Origin of the sequence: Rhizobium sp. NFR12 (assembly GCF_900108545.1) — a bacterium.
GTDB classification, from domain to species: domain Bacteria; phylum Pseudomonadota; class Alphaproteobacteria; order Rhizobiales; family Rhizobiaceae; genus Neorhizobium; species Neorhizobium soli.
The window spans coordinates 540,410-557,232 of the sequence record NZ_FNWM01000003.1 but is presented as its reverse complement, the minus strand read 5'-3'; the positions used below and the strand labels follow the sequence as shown (position 1 = coordinate 557,232).

Here is a 16,823-nt window from a genome sequence, read left to right as displayed (position 1 = left end):
TCCGAAACGTGCTCCGACAGTCGATACGGGGCCGAGCTATCCGGACCGCCGGAATTTTTTAGGACAATTTATCGACGTTGGCTTCTTATTTCTGGAATTAAGCGGCGACCTGCCCGCAAAGGCAGGTCGCCCGGTCCTGGGAGGGGTTTGCTGAGTTCAGGGCGCCTGCAACTTGCCTGTCACGCCCTTCGCGATTTCCTTGAGGATCAAGGCGCATGACGTGGCACCGGCATCGAGAACGCCAAGCGAGCGTTCGCCGAGACGGCTGGCGCGCCCGATCTTCGCGACGAGGTCGATGGTGGAATCACGTCCGTTGTCGGCGGCTTCGGTCATCGCCGCCAGCGCGTCAGCAAAGGACTGTCCGCCTGCGACCGTGCTGTCGAACGCTTCGATGGCTGGCACGAACGCGTCGATCAGCGTCTTGTCGCCAACCTTGGCAGAACCGATCGACTGAATGCCGGCAAGGCCCATATGAAGCATTGTCGAGAAGAGGCGAGCGTCAACGACATCCTTTCCTTCGAGCGTTTCTGCGAACTCGGTGAACATCACGCCGTAAAGCGGACCCATAGAGCCGCCAATCTCCGTCATCAACACAGTGCCGAGCGTATCGAAGGCTTCGGCCAGCGACACGTCTTGGGTCTTGAGGCGCTCGGACGTCATGCCGAAGCCCTTGGCCATGTTGACGCCGTGGTCACCATCACCGATCTTGCCGTCGATCTCACTGAGATAGGCGCGGTTTTCGATGATGCGGTCGGCGATCGCAATCACGATATCGCCCGCGTGGGCATTGAGGAAAGTCTGCATCGCCAGGTCCTTAAAGCAGCATGGTGCAGCGCGTCTCGAGATCGAGAAGCGGCTTAGTTTCGTCGTCGAGCGCCATGACCGTCAGGGTCGCTCCCACCATTTCGAGCGACGTGAAATAGTTGCCGATGAAGGTCTTGTAGACCTTCAGGCCACGTGCGGAAATCTCGGTTTCGATCGTATCGTTGAGGATGTAGAGTTCGTTGAGCGGCGTCGCGCCGAGGCCTGACACGAGCACGGCGACTTCGACGCCGGCCGGCAGGTCATGATCGTCGAGCACGATCTTCACCATGTCCCTTGCAACGTCTTCGGCTTTTTTGAGCGGTTCGACCCGCACCCCAGGCTCGCCATGGTGGCCGATGCCGACTTCCATCGTGCCGGGCTCGATCTGGAAATTGGGATGGCCGACGGCGGGAAGTGTGCAGGGGCCAAGGCCGACCCCGATCGACCGGCAGTTGTCGATCGCCTTCTGCGCGACGGCGCGAACCTCCTCGAGCGAACCGCCCTGGCTGGCCTTGGCGCTGCCGATCTTCCACATGAAGATCTCACCGGCGACCCCGCGGCGCTTCTCCCGCTCGGACAGGGGAGCCGAGCAGACGTCGTCGTTGGCGACGACCGTCAAAACCTCGATTCCTTCCTTGGTGGCAAGCTTGGTTGCCATCTTCACGTTCATGTTGTCGCCGGCATAATTGCCGTAAAGGCACACCACTCCTGCGCCTCCATTCGCCTCGCGGAATGCGTCAGAGAAGCTCTTGGCCGTCGGCGAGGAGAAGAGTTCGCCAACGGCGACCGCATCCAGCATGTTCTTGCCGGTGTAGCCCATGAAGGCGGGTTCATGACCCGAACCGCCGCCGGTGACGATGCCGACCTTGCCTTTGACGGGGGCATTCTTCGCCACGACGACACGTGGGTTTTCCGCAAGCCGGACGATATCGGAATGGGCCTTGACGAAGCCCTTGACCGTATCTTCGACGACAAGATCAGGATTATTGACGAAACGCTGCATGGTTTGTCCTCAGAGAATTGTGTAACCGCCGTCGATCAGGAGATCGGCGCCGTTGATCATGTCCGCACCATTGGAGACAAGAAAGACTGCCGCTGCGGCGATTTCCTGCGGGTAGGCGAAACGGCCGATCGGGATACGCTTCTTCGCATTTTCACCCTTTTCGCCGGCCCAAGCCTTCTTTCCGAGTTCCGTCAGCACGACTGTTGGCGAAATGGTATTCACGCAGATACCGTATTTTCCCCACTCGGCCGCGAAGGTCTTCGACATGCCGATGACGCCGAATTTGGAGGCGCAGTAGGCGACGTGCTCCTCGATTGCGACGGTGCCCGCCTGCGAGGCGAGATTGACGATCTTGCCGCCCTTGCCAGCGGCGATCATCGCCCTTCCGACTGCCTGCGTGAAGAGAAAAGTGCCCTTCAGGTTGATGTCGATCGTCTTATCCCAGTAATCGAGCGACAGATCCTCGGCCGGAGCGAGGAAGACGACCCCCGCGCTGCTGACGGCTATATCGATGTGGCCGAAGGTGTCGAGGACGCCCGCGATCGCCTTCTCGACGGAAGATGCCTGCGAGACATCGCAGACGAAGGATTTCGATGCGCCACCGAGTTCGGCCGCTTTTGCTGCGGCCAGTTCGGCATTGAGGTCAAGCACGGCGACGGTCGCGCCCTTTTCGGTCAGCGCGTCGCAGACGGCAGCGCCGATGCCGGATGCGGCGCCGGTGACGACGGCAATCTTGCCGTTCAGGGGGAAATTCAGGTCGATCTGGGGAGCGGTATCACTCATGTCTTCAAGCCTTTGCGACGGAGACGGGAGGGGCGGCGGTCACCGCCCCTTCCTTGGATCGAAAACGAAAAGTATCAGTTACGGGACTCGAGCAGCTTGTCGGCGTTTTCTTTCGTGACAGGCGTCCAAGGCACGAGGTAGTCCTTCTCGGCGCCATCCGCCCACTTCATGTCCGGATACTGGGTCCAGATCTTCGATTCGGGCTTGTAGTCCTTGTTGGCGGCCTTGATGGCGACGTCGAGAGCGCCCTGAGCCTGGGCGTTGGCGTCCTGCAGGATGGAAGCCATCTCGCCGCGCTTCACCGAGTTGATCGCATCCGTCACGCCATCGACGCCGGCAATCGCGAAGTCTTCAACCTTCAGACCTGCAGCCTTGATTGCCTCGATCGCACCGAGTGCCATTTCGTCGTTCTGGCCGATGATGCCATTGATCTGGCCCGGATGGGATGTCAGCCAGTTTTCCATCAGGGTCTGAGCTTCGGCGCGCGACCAGTTGCCGGTCTGCTTTTCGAGAACCTTTACGTCCGGGCAGGCAGCGAGTGCCTTTTCATTGCCTTCCAGGCGCTGGATCTGGCCGGACTGGCCGATCGGGCCTTCGATGATGACGAGATTGCCCTTGCAGCCCATCTTGTCCAAGACTGCCTTGGCTTCGAGCTCGCCGGCTTCCACGTCGTTCGAGCCGACATAGGATGTGAGGAGATCGGAATTGACGCGGGCATTGGAGCCGACAACGGGGATGCCGGCATCATGGGCCATCTGCACAGCGGTCGCGCCGGCCTCGATATCCATCGGCACGAAGATGATCGCGTCGAATTTCTGTGTGATCATCGTGTTGAACTGTTCCTGCTGGACCAGCGCGTCATATCGGCCATCGAACACCGTGACATCGACCTTGCCGCTCTTGACGGCCGGATGTTCCTTCAGAGCCGCCGACCAGATCTGCATGAATTCAGCATTGAGACCATAGGTGGTCGCGCCAATCTTGAGCTTCTTGTCCTGCGCCATTGCGGGTGCCGAAAGCATCGCCGCACTGGCGACGAGAGCAAGCAAAAGTTTCTTCATTTTCTTCTCCTCCACGGAATGTCCGGTCGCCGTTTTGACGCGCGGTACATGTCGGACCGTTTCGCGATCCGAATTGTTCTGGGGTCAGGCCCCTTGATTGCGTTTTTGATCCAGCATGACCGCACCGACGATCAGCGCCCCTTTGAGGACCTGCTGGTAGTAAGATTCGATGCCGAGCAGATCGAGACCGTTGTTCATGACGCCGATAATGAGCGCGCCGATCAGGGTTCCCGTGACGCGACCGACACCACCCGAGAGGCTGGTACCGCCGATGACCACGGCCGCGATGGCGTCGAGCTCGTAGGCAACACCGGCCTGCGGCAGGCCGGAGCCCGTGCGAGCGGCAAGGATCATACCGGCAAGACCCGCAAGTGCTCCCGAGATGCAGTACACGGCGAACTTGATGCGGGTGACGTTGATTCCTGAAGTCACGGCGGCATGCGGGTTGCCGCCGACGGCGTAGATATAGCGGCCAAAGCGCGTGCGGTTGAGAACCCACCAAGAGGCAATGAAGACGACGGCGAGAACGACGACCGGCATCGGGATGCCGATAATGTTGCCGGTTCCAAGCCAGCGAAAATCCGGGATAAGCGCCGGGACAGGTCTGCCGCCGCCATAGATCAGCGTCATGCCGCGTGCCGCCGACAGCATGCCGAGGGTGGCAACGAAGGCGGGGACGGAGAAGCGCGAGACGATTACACCGACGACCATGCCGCATGCGAGACCGACGAGAATGCCCGCCGCGAACGCGACGAATGCCGGATAGGGGCCGCCCGCAACGCCGGCGGTCGCTGAAGTCGTCGCAAGGCTCGCGGCCACCATACCAGCGAGCGCTACGACCGAGCCGACGGAGAGGTCGATGCCCCGGGTCAGGATGACGAATGTCATGCCGATCGCCAGCACCCCATTGATAGATGTCTGTAGAAGCACGTTCGAGATATTGCCGGCGGTGAGGAAGTACTCGTTGGAGACCGACAGGATGAATGCCAGGAGCAGGAAGGCGAGAAAGATGCCGTATTCCTGGATGAGCAACTTGCGGTTATCCGAACCGAACCATGCGGCTGCCGGCTTGTTTTCTGTGGCGGACACTGTTCTTACCTCTTCCCATGCCGATCGAATCTTGAAAATGCGCGTCTGGCCCAGTGACCCGGGCCCGTCACGTAGAAAGGTGCACCAACGCCTGCGCGTCTGTCTCCGCGCGCGGATAGATGCCAGTCGAGCGACCGTTGCGCATGACGAGGATGCGGTCGGACATGCCCAGCACTTCGTCGATTTCCGATGAAATCATCACTACGGTTCCACCGGCCTCGGCGAATTCGCAGATGATGCGATAGATCTCGCGCTTGGCGCCGACATCGACGCCACGCGTCGGTTCATCGAGCAGAAGCACCTTGGGATTGCGCAGGAACCACTTGCCCAGGACGACCTTTTGCTGATTGCCGCCTGACAGGCCCGAGACCGGCATCGTGTCGCGGGCCGCCTTGATCGCAAATCTTTCGATCATGTTCCGGCTGGCAGCCTGCTCGCCGCGGCGACGCATGACGAAATTGGGGCTGAGTTCCGGCAGGCTGGCAAGCGCAATGTTGCCTCTGACGCTATCGGTCAGATTGAGCCCGGTCAGCTTGCGGTCCTCGGTAACGAAAGCGAGCCCGTGCTCCATCGCGTCAGCCGGCTTGCTGACCTTGACCGGCGCGCCATCGATCCTGATTTCGCCGCTATCGAGACGATCGAGACCAAAGATGCAGTTGAAAATTTCCGACCGGCCGGATCCCATAAGTCCGTAGATCCCGAAGATCTCACCCTTGCAAACCGAAAACGAAATGTCGTCGATCTTGCCGGCGGCTGTCAGCCCCGTAACCTGTAGGCCATCCGCTTCCGTCGGCGTGTTGGTCTTGATATATTCCTCGCCCAGTTCCCGACCGACGATCATCTTGATCAGGCTCGGCCTGTCGATATCAGCCAAGTCACCCGAGCCGATATAGGAGCCGTCGCGGAACACCGTGTAGGCATCCGCGATCTGGAAGATTTCTGACAGGCGGTGCGAGACGTAGACGATACCCTTGCCGGCGGCCTTCAGCCGTTCAATCGTTTTGAAGAGCTGCTGCGCTTCCTTTTCGCCGATTGCCGATGTCGGCTCGTCCATGAAGATGACTTCCGCATCGTGGCTGAGCGCCTTGGCGATCTCGACCAGTTGCATCTGCGCAACCGAAAGGTTCATCATGAACTGAGTGGGACGGATCTGGAATTCGAGCTGATCCAGCAACCGCTGGGCGTTACGGTTCATCGTCTTGAAGTCGACGCCGCCGAAGCGCCCGGAGGGTTCGCGACCAAGATAGATGTTTTCCGCCACGGTCATATGAGGGACAGAGCTCAGTTCCTGTTCGATGATCGCGATGCCGGAGGCGAGCGCTTCGGCTGGGCCTGAAAAATCGACGTCCTGACCGCGACGGCGAATGGAGCCGGCATCGCGCTTGTAAATGCCCATGAGGATTTTGAGGAAGGTCGACTTTCCGGCGCCGTTGCCGCCACACAGCGCGTGCACCGAGCCCGGCTTCAGCTGAAAGCGACCCTCACGCAATGCGGCAACGCCGCCGAAGGACTTCTTCAGTCCTTCCACCTCAAGCAGATATTCCACGCTAATTTCCTCCGATGATCCTTCCGCTCGATGAGCGTCGGACCAATCACTGTCTGGGTTAACCGCCCTCCAGCGGCCAGCACGTGACATTTGTCAGATAGTTTTCGACAAATGTCAACATGCCTTCATTGTAGGCTGAAGGTGTCCCTATGGTGAGCAAAAATCCTGTTTTTATCGTTTTAAAACAAACGGAAGGACTGCTTGGTGGGGAGAGCGAGACCTTGGGGGCGAAGGGGCGATACGCGCAAGAAAGAAGCGATAGCTGCTGAAAATCTCACCAAACAGCACTTTTCTTTTTCAAACCGGTCGCTATTCCTAGGTCAACCGATGCGCCGAATTTGGCGCCCATCGAGCAAAAGGATCCGATGATGAAAGCCTTGGTACTGGAAGAAAAGGGCGTTCTCGCCCTTCGAGACATTGACCTGCCGCTGGCGGTCGGAGCTTCGGAACTGAAGATCAAGATTCACACGGTTGGCGTCTGCGGCAGCGACGTACACTACTACACGCACGGCGCAATCGGACCGTACGTGCTGCGTGAGCCAATGGTTCTGGGACATGAGGCGGCAGGCACGGTGATCGAGGTCGGCTCGGCCGTTTCCGGTTTCAAGGTTGGAGACCGGGTGTGCATGGAACCGGGAATACCGGACCTCTCGTCGCGCGCATCCAAGCTCGGCATCTATAACGTCGATCCCAGCGTCCGGTTCTGGGCAACGCCGCCGATCCATGGCGTTTTGACATCCGAAGTTGTCCATCCCGCGGCGTTCACCTACAAGCTTCCCGACAACGTGTCCTTCGCCGAAGGCGCGATGGTGGAGCCATTTGCCATTGGCATGCAGGCTGCAGCGCGTGCCCGCATCGCCCCCGGCGATGTTGCGGCGGTGATCGGAAGCGGCCCGATCGGGATCATGGTCGCTCTGGCGGCGCTCGCTGGTGGGTGCAGCCGCGTGTTCATTTCCGATTTCAGCGCACCGAAACTCGCCATCGCTGCCCAGTATTCCGGTATCACCCCTGTCAATATCGGGGAGGAAAGCTTCGCCGAGGTCATCGCACGGGAAACCGACGGCTGGGGCGCCGATGTTGTTTTCGAAGCCAGCGGCAGCCCGAAGGCCTATGACGGGATATTCGACCTCGTTCGCCCGGGTGGAGCGATCGTGATGGTCGGCCTGCCGGTGGACAAGGTTTCGTTCGACGTGGCAGGCGCGATCTCGAAGGAAATCCGAATAGAGACGGTCTTCCGCTACGCCAATATCTTCGACCGGGCGCTGCAGCTGATTGCATCCGGCAAGGTGGACCTTAATCCGCTGATTACCGAGACTTTCCCTTTCGACAAGAGCATTGAGGCCTTTGAGAGGGCAGCAGCCGGCAACCCGTCAGACGTCAAGCTGCAGATCCTTCTGGGTGACGCCGCGGTTTAGGAAAATCCGATCAGTTCTGAAGGCCGGTGGCCGGGAAAGCATGGGATCGTCACGCGAGATCATGCCGTCCCGGCCGCGGCTTTTGCGATGTGACGGTAGGACCACCTGGACATCCCAACGATAGACCTGTCTTTTCGGTGCCAATTGATCGTGAGTGCGGAGGCCGGCCTTAAAGCCGACCTCCGGTTTTGTTACTTGCCCGAGGCCTGGGCAGAGTACATGTAGCTGTCATAGCTGTATTCGGCGACGCGGAACCACTCGAAGGACTCGTCCCTGAACTTCTTCCAGCCCGGATAGATCTTTGCCCATGCCGGGTGCTTGGCGCTATATTCCGCGTAGAGTTCGAACGTCGTCTTGTAGGCTGCATCCATGACATCGCGTGGCAGCGGTCGCAGTTTGACGCCCTTGCCGACGAGCGAACGGATCGCTGCGGTGTTCTTCACATCGTAGAGTGCCTGCATGTTGATGTTCGCCGCCTTGCAGGCGGCATCGAGTGCGGCCTTGTAGGCGGGAGGCAGACCCTCATACTGTGCCTTGTTGATGAAGAAGTGGATCGTCAGGCCACCTTCCCAATAGGCCGGATAGTAGTAGTTCGGCGCAATCTGATAGAAGCCGAGGCGTTCGTCGTCATAGGGGCCGATCCACTCGGCCGCGTCGATTGTTCCGCGCTCGAGAGCCGGATAGATATCGCCCCCCGGTAGCTGCTGCGGCACCACGCCGAGCCGAGACATCACTTCGCCGGCGACACCGGCGATGCGCATCTTGACGCCCTTGAGGTCGGCGACGCCCTTGATCTCCTTGCGGAACCATCCACCCATCTGGGCACCGGTGGCCCCGCCGGGGATGCCAACCACGCCATAGGCAGAGAGAAACTCGTTATAGGCCTCGTTGCCGCCGCCGTGGTAAAGCCAGGCGTTCTGCTGACGACCATTGAGACCGAAGGGGATGGTCGAGCCGATCGCAAATGTCGGATCCTTGCCGGTGAAATAGTATCCGCAGGTATGAGCGATCTCGACGGTGTTCGCTTTCACCGCATCGATCGCCTGCGGTCCGGGTACGAGTTCGCCGGCCTGAAACACCTGAATTTGGAATTTCCCGTCGGTGATCTTCGACAGTGTCTCCGCCATGACGGTTGCGCCGCCGTAAATCGTGTCGAGGTTGTTCGGGAAGCCCGAAGTCAGGCGCCATTTGATGCTCGGCAGTTCTTGGGCAACCGCCGGTGCGGCGAGTGCGGTCGCGGCGACTGTTGCCGCCCCTCCGACTGCGCCTTTCGTCAGGAAATTGCGTCTGTTGATGGTTTCCGTCATTGCGTTTCCTCCTCCTCAGGTTCGGCAGTATCGAACGCACGCTGTGCGATCAAAGCGTGTGTCTAGTTTTTCGGTGCGCCGAAGCTTGGCGTCGGGGAACCGAAATCTGGTGCAGGGATATCAACGGCCGGGGCGGCGGGATCGCCGGAAGACTGCTCCGGTGCGCCGAAAGGCTGGGTCGGTGTTCCAAACGGGTTAGCGCCATCGGCACCCGGCATCGGTACGTTGAGCTCAATCGTCGATGGATCGACGACGGCAGATCCTGATTTGTAGTGGGTCACGAGACCCGGAAAGACGATGACGACGACGACCATGACGAGCTGGATCGCCAGGTAGGGCAGGGAGCCCATGTAGATCTGGCCGGATGTGACCGGCTGGATTGTCGCACCGGTGATGCGATCCTTGTAGGCCCGTGTCGGAGCGACGGAGCGCAGGTAAAACAGCGAGAACCCGAACGGCGGATGCATGAACGACGTCTGCATGTTGATCGCCAGCATCACGCCGAACCAGATCAGGTCGATGCCGAGCGCATCGGCAACCGGTGCCAGCAGCGGGATGATGATGAAGGCCAGCTCGAAATAATCGAGAAAGAAGGCCAGGAAGAATACGAGCAGATTGGCAACGATCAGGAAGCCGATCTCGCCGCCCGGGATCGACGTCATCAGGTGCTCTACCCAGACGTGACCGTCGACACCGTAGAAGGTCAGCGAAAACACGCGCGCGCCGAGCAAGATGAAGATCACGAAGGAGGACAGTTTCGCCGTCGCGTAAAGGGCCGACTTGACCATCGCCAGCGTAAGCTTGCGATTAAAGGCTGCAAGAAGCAGAGCACCGACTGCGCCCATCGCGCCGCCTTCGGTCGGCGTCGCAAGGCCGATAAAGATTGTGCCGAGAACGAGGAAGATCAGCACGAGCGGCGGCACGAGCGAGGTGATGACCTTGGCCACAAGCTTCCAGCCACGAAGCGATCGCGCCTCGATGGGAAGAGCCGGCACGCTTGCCGGACGCAGAAAGGACATCAGGATGATGTAGCCGGTATAGGCAGCAACCAGCATGAGACCGGGCACGAGTGCGCCCTTGTACATGTCGCCGACCGACCGGCCGAGCTGGTCGGCCAGAATGATCAGCACGAGGCTGGGCGGAATAATCTGGGCAAGCGTTCCCGACGCTGCGATCGTGCCGGCCGCGACCCGTCGGTCGTAACCATATCGCAGCATGATCGGCAGGGAGATCAGGCCCATCGAGATGACGGAGGCCGCAACGACGCCTGTGGTGGCTGCAAGGATGGCGCCCACGAAGATGACCGCGAAGGCGAGCCCGCCGCGGATCGGGCCGAACAGCTGGCCGATCGTATCGAGCAGATCCTCGGCCATTCCGCTTCGTTCGAGAATCAGCCCCATGAAGGTGAAGAAAGGAATGGCGAGCAGCGTCTCGTTCGACATCTGCCCGAAGATGCGGTCAGGGATCGCTCCGAACAGGTTGATGGGCAAAAGGCCCATTTCGATGCCGATGAAACCGAAGACAAAGCCGACAAAGGCGAGTGCGAAGGCAACCGGATAACCAAGCAGCAACACGACGATCAGTGATAGAAACATGATCGGCGCGAGATTTTCCGCAAAGAATGCAAACATATGAGCGTATCCTGCTACGAATTAGAGCGCTTGCGCTTCGGCGTCGGCGAGAGCGACGGCGTCGGGCATCGCACCGCTGAGGATCGCTAGCCGTTTAATCAGTTCCGACAGTCCCTGTAGTGCCAGCAGTCCGAACCCAATCGGGATCATGGCCCAGACTGGCCACAGCACCAGGCCACCGGTATTGTTGGAGACCTCTCCGCTCACATATTTGGCGATGACGATCGGCCAGGACAGGTAGATGGTGACGAGGCAGAACGGCATCAGGAAGAAGATTGTCCCGAACACCTCGATCCAAAGCTGCGCCCGTCTGGGGAGCTGACCATAGACCAGATCGACCTTGACGTGCTCGCTGCTCAGCAATGTCCAGGCCGCCGCCAACAGGAAGGCTGCGGAGAAAAGGTACCATTGCGCCTCGAGCCAGGCATTTGAGCTGAGATTGAAGACTTTTCGGGTCACTGCGTTGATGGCGCTGATCAGCACTGCCGCCAACAAAAGCCATGAAACGGCTTTACCGAAAAGCGTGTTCATCGCGTCGATAGCGCGCGACACGGCGAGTAGACCAGACATTACAAACCCTCCCAGGCAAGCTGCCCGAAGGCAGCTGTCCCATGCACTACTATCGCCGCAAATCACACGCGACAAGAGCATTATGACAAGAGGCCAATCTAGCGGTCTGGGAAAAGGCTTCGATACACGTTGCTATGGGCTGGAACAGACAGTGACGCAGGGAGCGCAAACGTCCCCGCTGATTCTCGATTTCGACGCTTATTCTTTTCGCATGCAGGGTGAACGCGTGACGCGCATGACGAGCGATTTTTGTCGCCAAATCAGTGACTTTGAGAAAAGAGACCTGGTTGCATCCGCCGTCGCTTCGGGCGACAATCGACGGATAGTGCACCGACGGCAAGCAAACGGGCGCCTAGGGCGCCCGTCGCAATACAGATCCGGAGCGGCCTTATTCGGCCACAACCGTCTTTCCGCCTTCCCACTTGTAGACGGAAAAGCTCTGCGAGCTTAGATCGCCGGTTTCACCGTAGGTCAGTTCGCCAATGGCAGTCTTGATACCGGTGCCATCCTTGAGCGCGGCAGCAACTGCCTCAGCGTCGTCGGTGCTGCCAGCCTTGGCGATGCCGGCGGCGATGACCTCGACGGCTGCATAGGCGTTGAGGGTAAAGGCTTCGGCGGGGATCTTCTTTGCAATGAGCGCATCGGCCGCGGCCTTGCTGTCTGCATTCTTCAGCGCGTCGGCAGCGTTGGTGAAGATCGTGCCGTTGGCTGCGTCGCCGCCCGTGGTGATGAACTCGCTATTGGAAAGGCCGTCACCCGCGATCAGCTGCACATTCATGCCGGCATCCTTCATCTGGCGCACCAGAAGGCCTGCTTCCGGGTGATAGCCGCCGAAATAGAGGACTTCGGTGCCTTCCGACTTCAGGCGTGTCACCAGCGCGCTAAAATCCTTGTCGCCCGCCGTCAGCGCGTCGTTGAAGACTTCCGTGATGCCGGCCGCATTCAGCGATGCCTTGAAGGCATCGGCGAGACCCTTGCCATACTGCCCCTTGTCGTTGAGGATCGCGATCTTCTTGTCCTTGAATTTCTCGACCACGAATTTTGCTGCAACGTCCGCCTGCTGGTCGTCCCGGCCGCAGGTGCGAAACACGGTGGAAAGGCCACGCGCGGTCAGTTCCGGCGAAGTGGCTGTCGGGGTAACCATCAGTGCACCGTTTTCGGCAAACGCGACCGAGGCGGGGATAGAGACGCCCGATGTGACAGGGCCAACCACGAAACGGATATCGTCGGCAATCAGCTGATTGGCGGCAGATACGCCCTGTTTGGGTTCGCCGGCATCGTCGACAATTTTGAGCACGAGCTTCTCGCCGTTGACGCCGCCCTTCTTGTTGATTTCCTCGACCGCTGTTTCAGCGCCGTTCTTGATCTGCGCGCCGATCGCAGCAACCGGGCCGGTCAGCGGCGCGATGAGGCCGACCGTGATGTCGGCGTAGGCAAGCGGGGCGAATGCGAGTGTGGCAGCGAGTGCCGCAGTGATTGTCTTCAATGTCATGTCAGTCTCCTGGGATGCGGACCTCCCGACCCGCGTGCTAATCGTGCGCCGAACCCGCTCAAACCGTCGGCAATGCCATGACTGGTGGAAGAGGGAGGGCGCGTCCGTCCGCGCGTGGCCATATTAGCTTCTCCGTGCGTCCGACAATTTTCCTAGAAATATTGGGCCGGTGACGCAAGAAGATAACCGGAAGCAGTGACCTCTTGATTGAATAATTCACGGCTTCTTGTGGGGACGTAATGGGCCGCTGCAGCCGTGCCTTTTCATGCCGGCAACTCCCACGACGGAACCAACCCATGATTCGAGCAGCCGTCCATGGCGCCCCGCCGGCGATCAGGCGGATACGTGTCTTTCTCCACACTGCGCCGCGGTCCGAAGACGACGACGGTGGGCATATTGCTGAGAGTGGCGACTCAGATGCTGAAAGCGGCTCCGATCAGCGCCCTTGTGTAATCGGCTTTCGGGGCGTCAAAGATCGCGTCCGTATCGCCTTCCTCAACAATCTTTCCGTTGTTCATGACGATCACATGATCCGCGATGGCCCTGACCACGGCAAGGTCGTGGCTGATGAAGACGTAGGAAAGGTTGTGGTCGGACTGCAGCTTGCGCAACAGGTCGATCACCTGTCCCTGCACGGACCGGTCGAGTGCCGAGGTCGGTTCGTCGAGGATAACCACACGCGGCTTGAGGATCATCGCGCGGGCAATCGCGATGCGCTGGCGCTGACCGCCGGAAAATTCGTGCGGGTAGCGATTGCGCGCCTGGGGATCGAGCCCGACTTCGGTCAGGGCGGCGATCGCGCGCCGGTCTCGATCCGCCTTGTTTAGCGAAGGCTCGTGGACGAGCAGACCTTCGGTGATGATCTCGCCGACTGTCTGACGCGGCGAGAGAGACCCAAAGGGATCCTGGAAGACGAGCTGCATCTCCTTGCGCAGGGACCGCATCTGCCGACGGTCGAAGCCGGAGATGTCGGTCTTGTCGAAGCGGTAATGACCATTGCTGTGGAGAAGCCGGAGCAGCGCGCGCCCAAGCGTCGATTTCCCCGAGCCGGACTCACCAACGATACCGATCGTCTGGCCCTGCCTGAGCTTGACGGTGACGCCGTCGACGGCCCGGAAACTCTTTGGACCCTTCGAAAAAAGTCCGCGGCCGATCGGAAAATCGACCGTGACATCGCGTCCCTCCAGGATGATCGGCGCGTTTTCCGCCGGCGGTTGCTTGCGACCCTGCGGTTCGGCATCGATCAGCATGCGGGTATAGGCGGAAGTCGGAGCCTCGAAGATCTGTGATGTGGCTCCCTGTTCCACCACTTCGCCGCGCCGCATGACGACGACACGTTCGGCAAAATGCCGGACAATGCCGAGATCGTGGGTGATCAGCACAATCGCCATGCCGAAACGCTCCTGGAGCGAGCGCAGCAGCTTCAATATTTGCGCCTGGACCGTCACATCAAGCGCCGTCGTCGGCTCGTCGGCGATCAGGACGTCGGGTTCGTTGGCAAGCGCCATGGCGATCATGACGCGCTGCCGCTGGCCGCCGGACAGTTCATGCGGGTAACTGTCAATGCGGCGGGCGGGATCGGGAATGCCGACCAGTTCCAAGAGTTCCAGCACGCGGCTGCGGGCCGCTTTCCGGCTGCCGCCGCGGTGGTAGACGATCGGTTCGGCGATCTGGCGGCCGATCGTGTAAAGCGGATCGAGCGAGGTCATCGGCTCCTGAAAGATCATCGTGATCTTGGCACCGCGGATCTTGTTGAGCTCGTTATTTCGCAGTCCGACCAGTTCCTTGCCCCGATAGGCGGCGGAGCCAGTGACGGTGCCGTTTCCAGCGAGCAGGCCCATAATGCCCATCATCGTCTGGCTCTTGCCGGAGCCGCTTTCGCCGACGACGGCGAGCGTCTCGCCGGCACGGACATCGAAGCCGATGCCCTTGACCGCATTGACCGTGCCATCCGGCGTCGTAAAATTCACTTTCAGGTCGCGGATCGAGAGAATGGTGTCTTTTTGATCGGTCATGTCAACGATCCTTCGGGTCGAGCGCGTCGCGCAGGCCGTCGCCGATAAAGTTCAACGAAAACAGCGTTGCCACGAAGAAGATGGAGGGAAAGATCAGGAGCCAGGGTGCCGACTGGATATTGTTGGCGCCTTCCGAAATCAGAGCGCCCCAGCTGGTCAGTGGCGCCTGAACCCCGAGCCCGAGGAAAGACAGAAAGCTTTCCAGGAGGATTACCTTCGGAACCACGACGGTGACGAAGACGATCACCGGTCCGATCGTGTTCGGGATGATATGCCGGCGGATAATTTGCCAGTCGCTCAGGCCGAGCGCTTGGGCAGCGCCCACGAATTCCCGGCGCTTCAGCGCCAGCGTCTGGCCTCGCACGATGCGCGCCATGTCGAGCCATTCCACAGCACCGATCACCAGGAAGATCAGGATGAAGGAACGACCGAAGAAGACGACCAGGACGACGACAAGAAAGACGAATGGCAGAGAATAGAGGATCTCGACGAAGCGCATCATGACATTGTCGACACGGCCGCCAAGATAACCCGCGGTCGCGCCGTAGAGCACGCCGATGCCAAGCGAGACGAGGCTGGCCAGCACGCCGACGGCAATCGAGATCTGGCCGCCGAGCATGACACGGGCAAGCAGGTCGCGGCCGTTCGGATCCGTGCCGAACAGGAAGTATTCCCGGCTGACATTCCCTTCGACCTTGAGAACGCGCCCGTCTTTTTCGGTCGCCACTACCTTGGTGTCGTCGAACTCGTTGGCACGGTCGAAATAACGCGTAGTGCGTGGGTCGATCGGATCCTCGGCGCTGATGGTCGCGGAAAAGATCTGGCCCGTCACCTCGAACGCGTCGAGGTTGACGCGGGCGCGAGTCGCGACGCCTTGCATGGCGCCCTCCAGCGATGCCTCGTCTGGCCGCGGCTCGAGACTTGGCGCCACCGTCACATAGGAAGAAAAGACCTGGTCATAGCTATGAGGCACAAAAAGTGGGCCGAGATAGGAAAAGAGCGCGATCAGAACGAGCATCACGCAGCCGCCCATCGCCGCCTTGTTGCGACGGAAGCGGATGGCGGCAAGCTGGAAAAGACTGCGGCTTGTGCTCTGGGGCGGGGTGGAAGGCGGATCGTTGGCGATATCAGTCATGACGGACCCTCGGATCGAGCAGGCCGTAGAGAAGGTCGACCAGGAGATTGAAGACGATAACAAAGATGGCGATCAGGACGACGGTGCCCATGACCAGCGTATAGTCACGATTGAGCGCGCCGAGCACGAAATAACGGCCGACGCCCGGAATGGTGAAGATGGTCTCGACGACGGCCGAGCCGGTCATCAATGCGGCGGCACAGGGTGCGAGATAGGAGACGACCGGCAGCATGGCGCCGCGCATGGCATGCGTGATGACGACGATCCTTGCCGGAAGGCCATAAGCGCGCGCGGTGCGGATATGGTCGGCATGCAGCGCCTCGATCATCGATCCGCGCGTCAGCCTGGCGAAAACGGCAAGCTGCGGCAGCGCCAGTGCGATCATCGGCAGGAGCAGGAACGAGAACGAACCATCTCCCCAGCCACCGGCCGGCAACAGCGCAAGAAGAATTGCGAAAATCAGCGTCAAAACCGGGCCGACGACGAAATTCGGGATCGTCGTACCCATCGTCGCGAGCGTCATGATGGAAAAATCGAGCACGCTGTTCTGGCGCAGGGCCGCGATCGTGCCGAGCGTCACGCCGCCAATCAGGGCCAGAAGCAGAGCGTAGAAACCGAGTTCAATGGAGTAGGGAAGGCCTTTTCCGATCAGTTCCGCGACGGTGTTGTCCTTGTAGATATAGCTTGGACCGAAATCACCCTGCACGGCATTGCCGATATAGGTGAGATATTGACGCCATAACGGCTGGTCTAGCTGGTAGGTCCGCATGATGTTTTCCATCGTTGCGGGTGGCAGCGGACGTTCCAGGTTGAAGGGACCGCCCGGAGCAAAACGCATCAGGAAGAAGGAAATCGTCACGACGATGAACAGCGTCGGGACGGCGCTCGCGAGGCGGCGCAGGATAAAAGACAGCATGCAGTAGTCTCCTGCGGGATGGCGTCCGAAACGCTGTCGGACGCCATCCCGTGTCG

The 16,823-nt window shown here is 60.0% G+C and carries 14 protein-coding genes; 1 reads left to right on the top strand and 13 read right to left on the bottom strand.

Going from position 1 to position 16,823, the window contains the following annotated elements:
* Positions 1-156 precede the first annotated feature (156 nt).
* The 6 genes from dhaL to BLW69_RS15920 form a co-directional block, all read right to left on the bottom strand.
* On the bottom strand, positions 157-804 hold the full coding sequence (gene dhaL, locus BLW69_RS15945) for a dihydroxyacetone kinase subunit DhaL (RefSeq protein ID WP_092663311.1): 648 nt from the start codon (positions 802-804) through the stop codon (positions 157-159).
* A 10-nt stretch (positions 805-814) separates the two neighbouring features.
* Positions 815-1,807 carry a dihydroxyacetone kinase subunit DhaK gene (locus tag BLW69_RS15940; protein WP_062578282.1) on the bottom strand — a complete coding sequence of 331 codons (993 nt, stop codon included), beginning with the start codon at positions 1,805-1,807 and terminating at the stop codon, positions 815-817.
* Between the two features lie 9 nt (positions 1,808-1,816).
* Positions 1,817-2,590: an SDR family oxidoreductase gene (locus BLW69_RS15935; RefSeq protein ID WP_062578280.1), complete on the bottom strand. Its 774-nt coding sequence runs from the start codon at positions 2,588-2,590 to the stop codon at positions 1,817-1,819.
* A 74-nt stretch (positions 2,591-2,664) separates the two neighbouring features.
* The gene (locus BLW69_RS15930) at positions 2,665-3,651 is read right to left on the bottom strand and encodes a substrate-binding domain-containing protein (protein WP_062578278.1); all 987 of its coding nucleotides are present in this window, start codon (positions 3,649-3,651) and stop codon (positions 2,665-2,667) included.
* Between the two features lie 84 nt (positions 3,652-3,735).
* Positions 3,736-4,740 (bottom strand): ABC transporter permease, encoded by a 1,005-nt coding sequence (locus BLW69_RS15925; protein WP_062578276.1) that lies wholly within the window; start codon positions 4,738-4,740, stop codon positions 3,736-3,738.
* Between the two features lie 67 nt (positions 4,741-4,807).
* Positions 4,808-6,286, bottom strand: coding sequence for a sugar ABC transporter ATP-binding protein (locus tag BLW69_RS15920; protein ID WP_092663309.1), 1,479 nt, complete (start codon positions 6,284-6,286; stop codon positions 4,808-4,810).
* A 368-nt stretch (positions 6,287-6,654) separates the two neighbouring features.
* On the opposite strand from BLW69_RS15920, the gene BLW69_RS15915 reads away from it, so the two are divergent.
* The gene (locus BLW69_RS15915) at positions 6,655-7,701 is read left to right on the top strand and encodes an NAD(P)-dependent alcohol dehydrogenase (RefSeq protein ID WP_175487276.1); all 1,047 of its coding nucleotides are present in this window, start codon (positions 6,655-6,657) and stop codon (positions 7,699-7,701) included.
* 191 nt (positions 7,702-7,892) lie between these two features.
* Here the strand turns inward: BLW69_RS15915 and BLW69_RS15910 are convergent, their stop codons facing one another.
* The 7 genes from BLW69_RS15910 to oppB form a co-directional block, all read right to left on the bottom strand.
* Positions 7,893-9,008, bottom strand: coding sequence for a TRAP transporter substrate-binding protein (locus BLW69_RS15910; protein WP_062578270.1), 1,116 nt, complete (start codon positions 9,006-9,008; stop codon positions 7,893-7,895).
* 62 nt (positions 9,009-9,070) lie between these two features.
* The gene (locus BLW69_RS15905) at positions 9,071-10,639 is read right to left on the bottom strand and encodes a TRAP transporter large permease (protein WP_062459274.1); all 1,569 of its coding nucleotides are present in this window, start codon (positions 10,637-10,639) and stop codon (positions 9,071-9,073) included.
* A gap of 21 nt (positions 10,640-10,660) precedes the next feature.
* Complete coding sequence (locus BLW69_RS15900; protein WP_062459277.1) at positions 10,661-11,209, bottom strand: TRAP transporter small permease subunit; 549 nt, start codon at positions 11,207-11,209, stop codon at positions 10,661-10,663.
* A gap of 388 nt (positions 11,210-11,597) precedes the next feature.
* Positions 11,598-12,701, bottom strand: coding sequence for a branched-chain amino acid ABC transporter substrate-binding protein (locus BLW69_RS15895; RefSeq protein WP_092663305.1), 1,104 nt, complete (start codon positions 12,699-12,701; stop codon positions 11,598-11,600).
* A 413-nt stretch (positions 12,702-13,114) separates the two neighbouring features.
* On the bottom strand, positions 13,115-14,716 hold the full coding sequence (locus tag BLW69_RS15890; protein ID WP_092663303.1) for an ABC transporter ATP-binding protein: 1,602 nt from the start codon (positions 14,714-14,716) through the stop codon (positions 13,115-13,117).
* 1 nt (position 14,717) lies between these two features.
* Positions 14,718-15,851: an ABC transporter permease gene (locus tag BLW69_RS15885; protein ID WP_092663301.1), complete on the bottom strand. Its 1,134-nt coding sequence runs from the start codon at positions 15,849-15,851 to the stop codon at positions 14,718-14,720.
* Positions 15,844-16,767, bottom strand: a complete 924-nt coding sequence (gene oppB / locus BLW69_RS15880) for an oligopeptide ABC transporter permease OppB (protein ID WP_062459288.1) — start codon at positions 16,765-16,767, stop codon at positions 15,844-15,846. Before oppB ends, BLW69_RS15885 begins: the two co-directional genes overlap by 8 nt.
* Positions 16,768-16,823 lie beyond the last annotated feature (56 nt).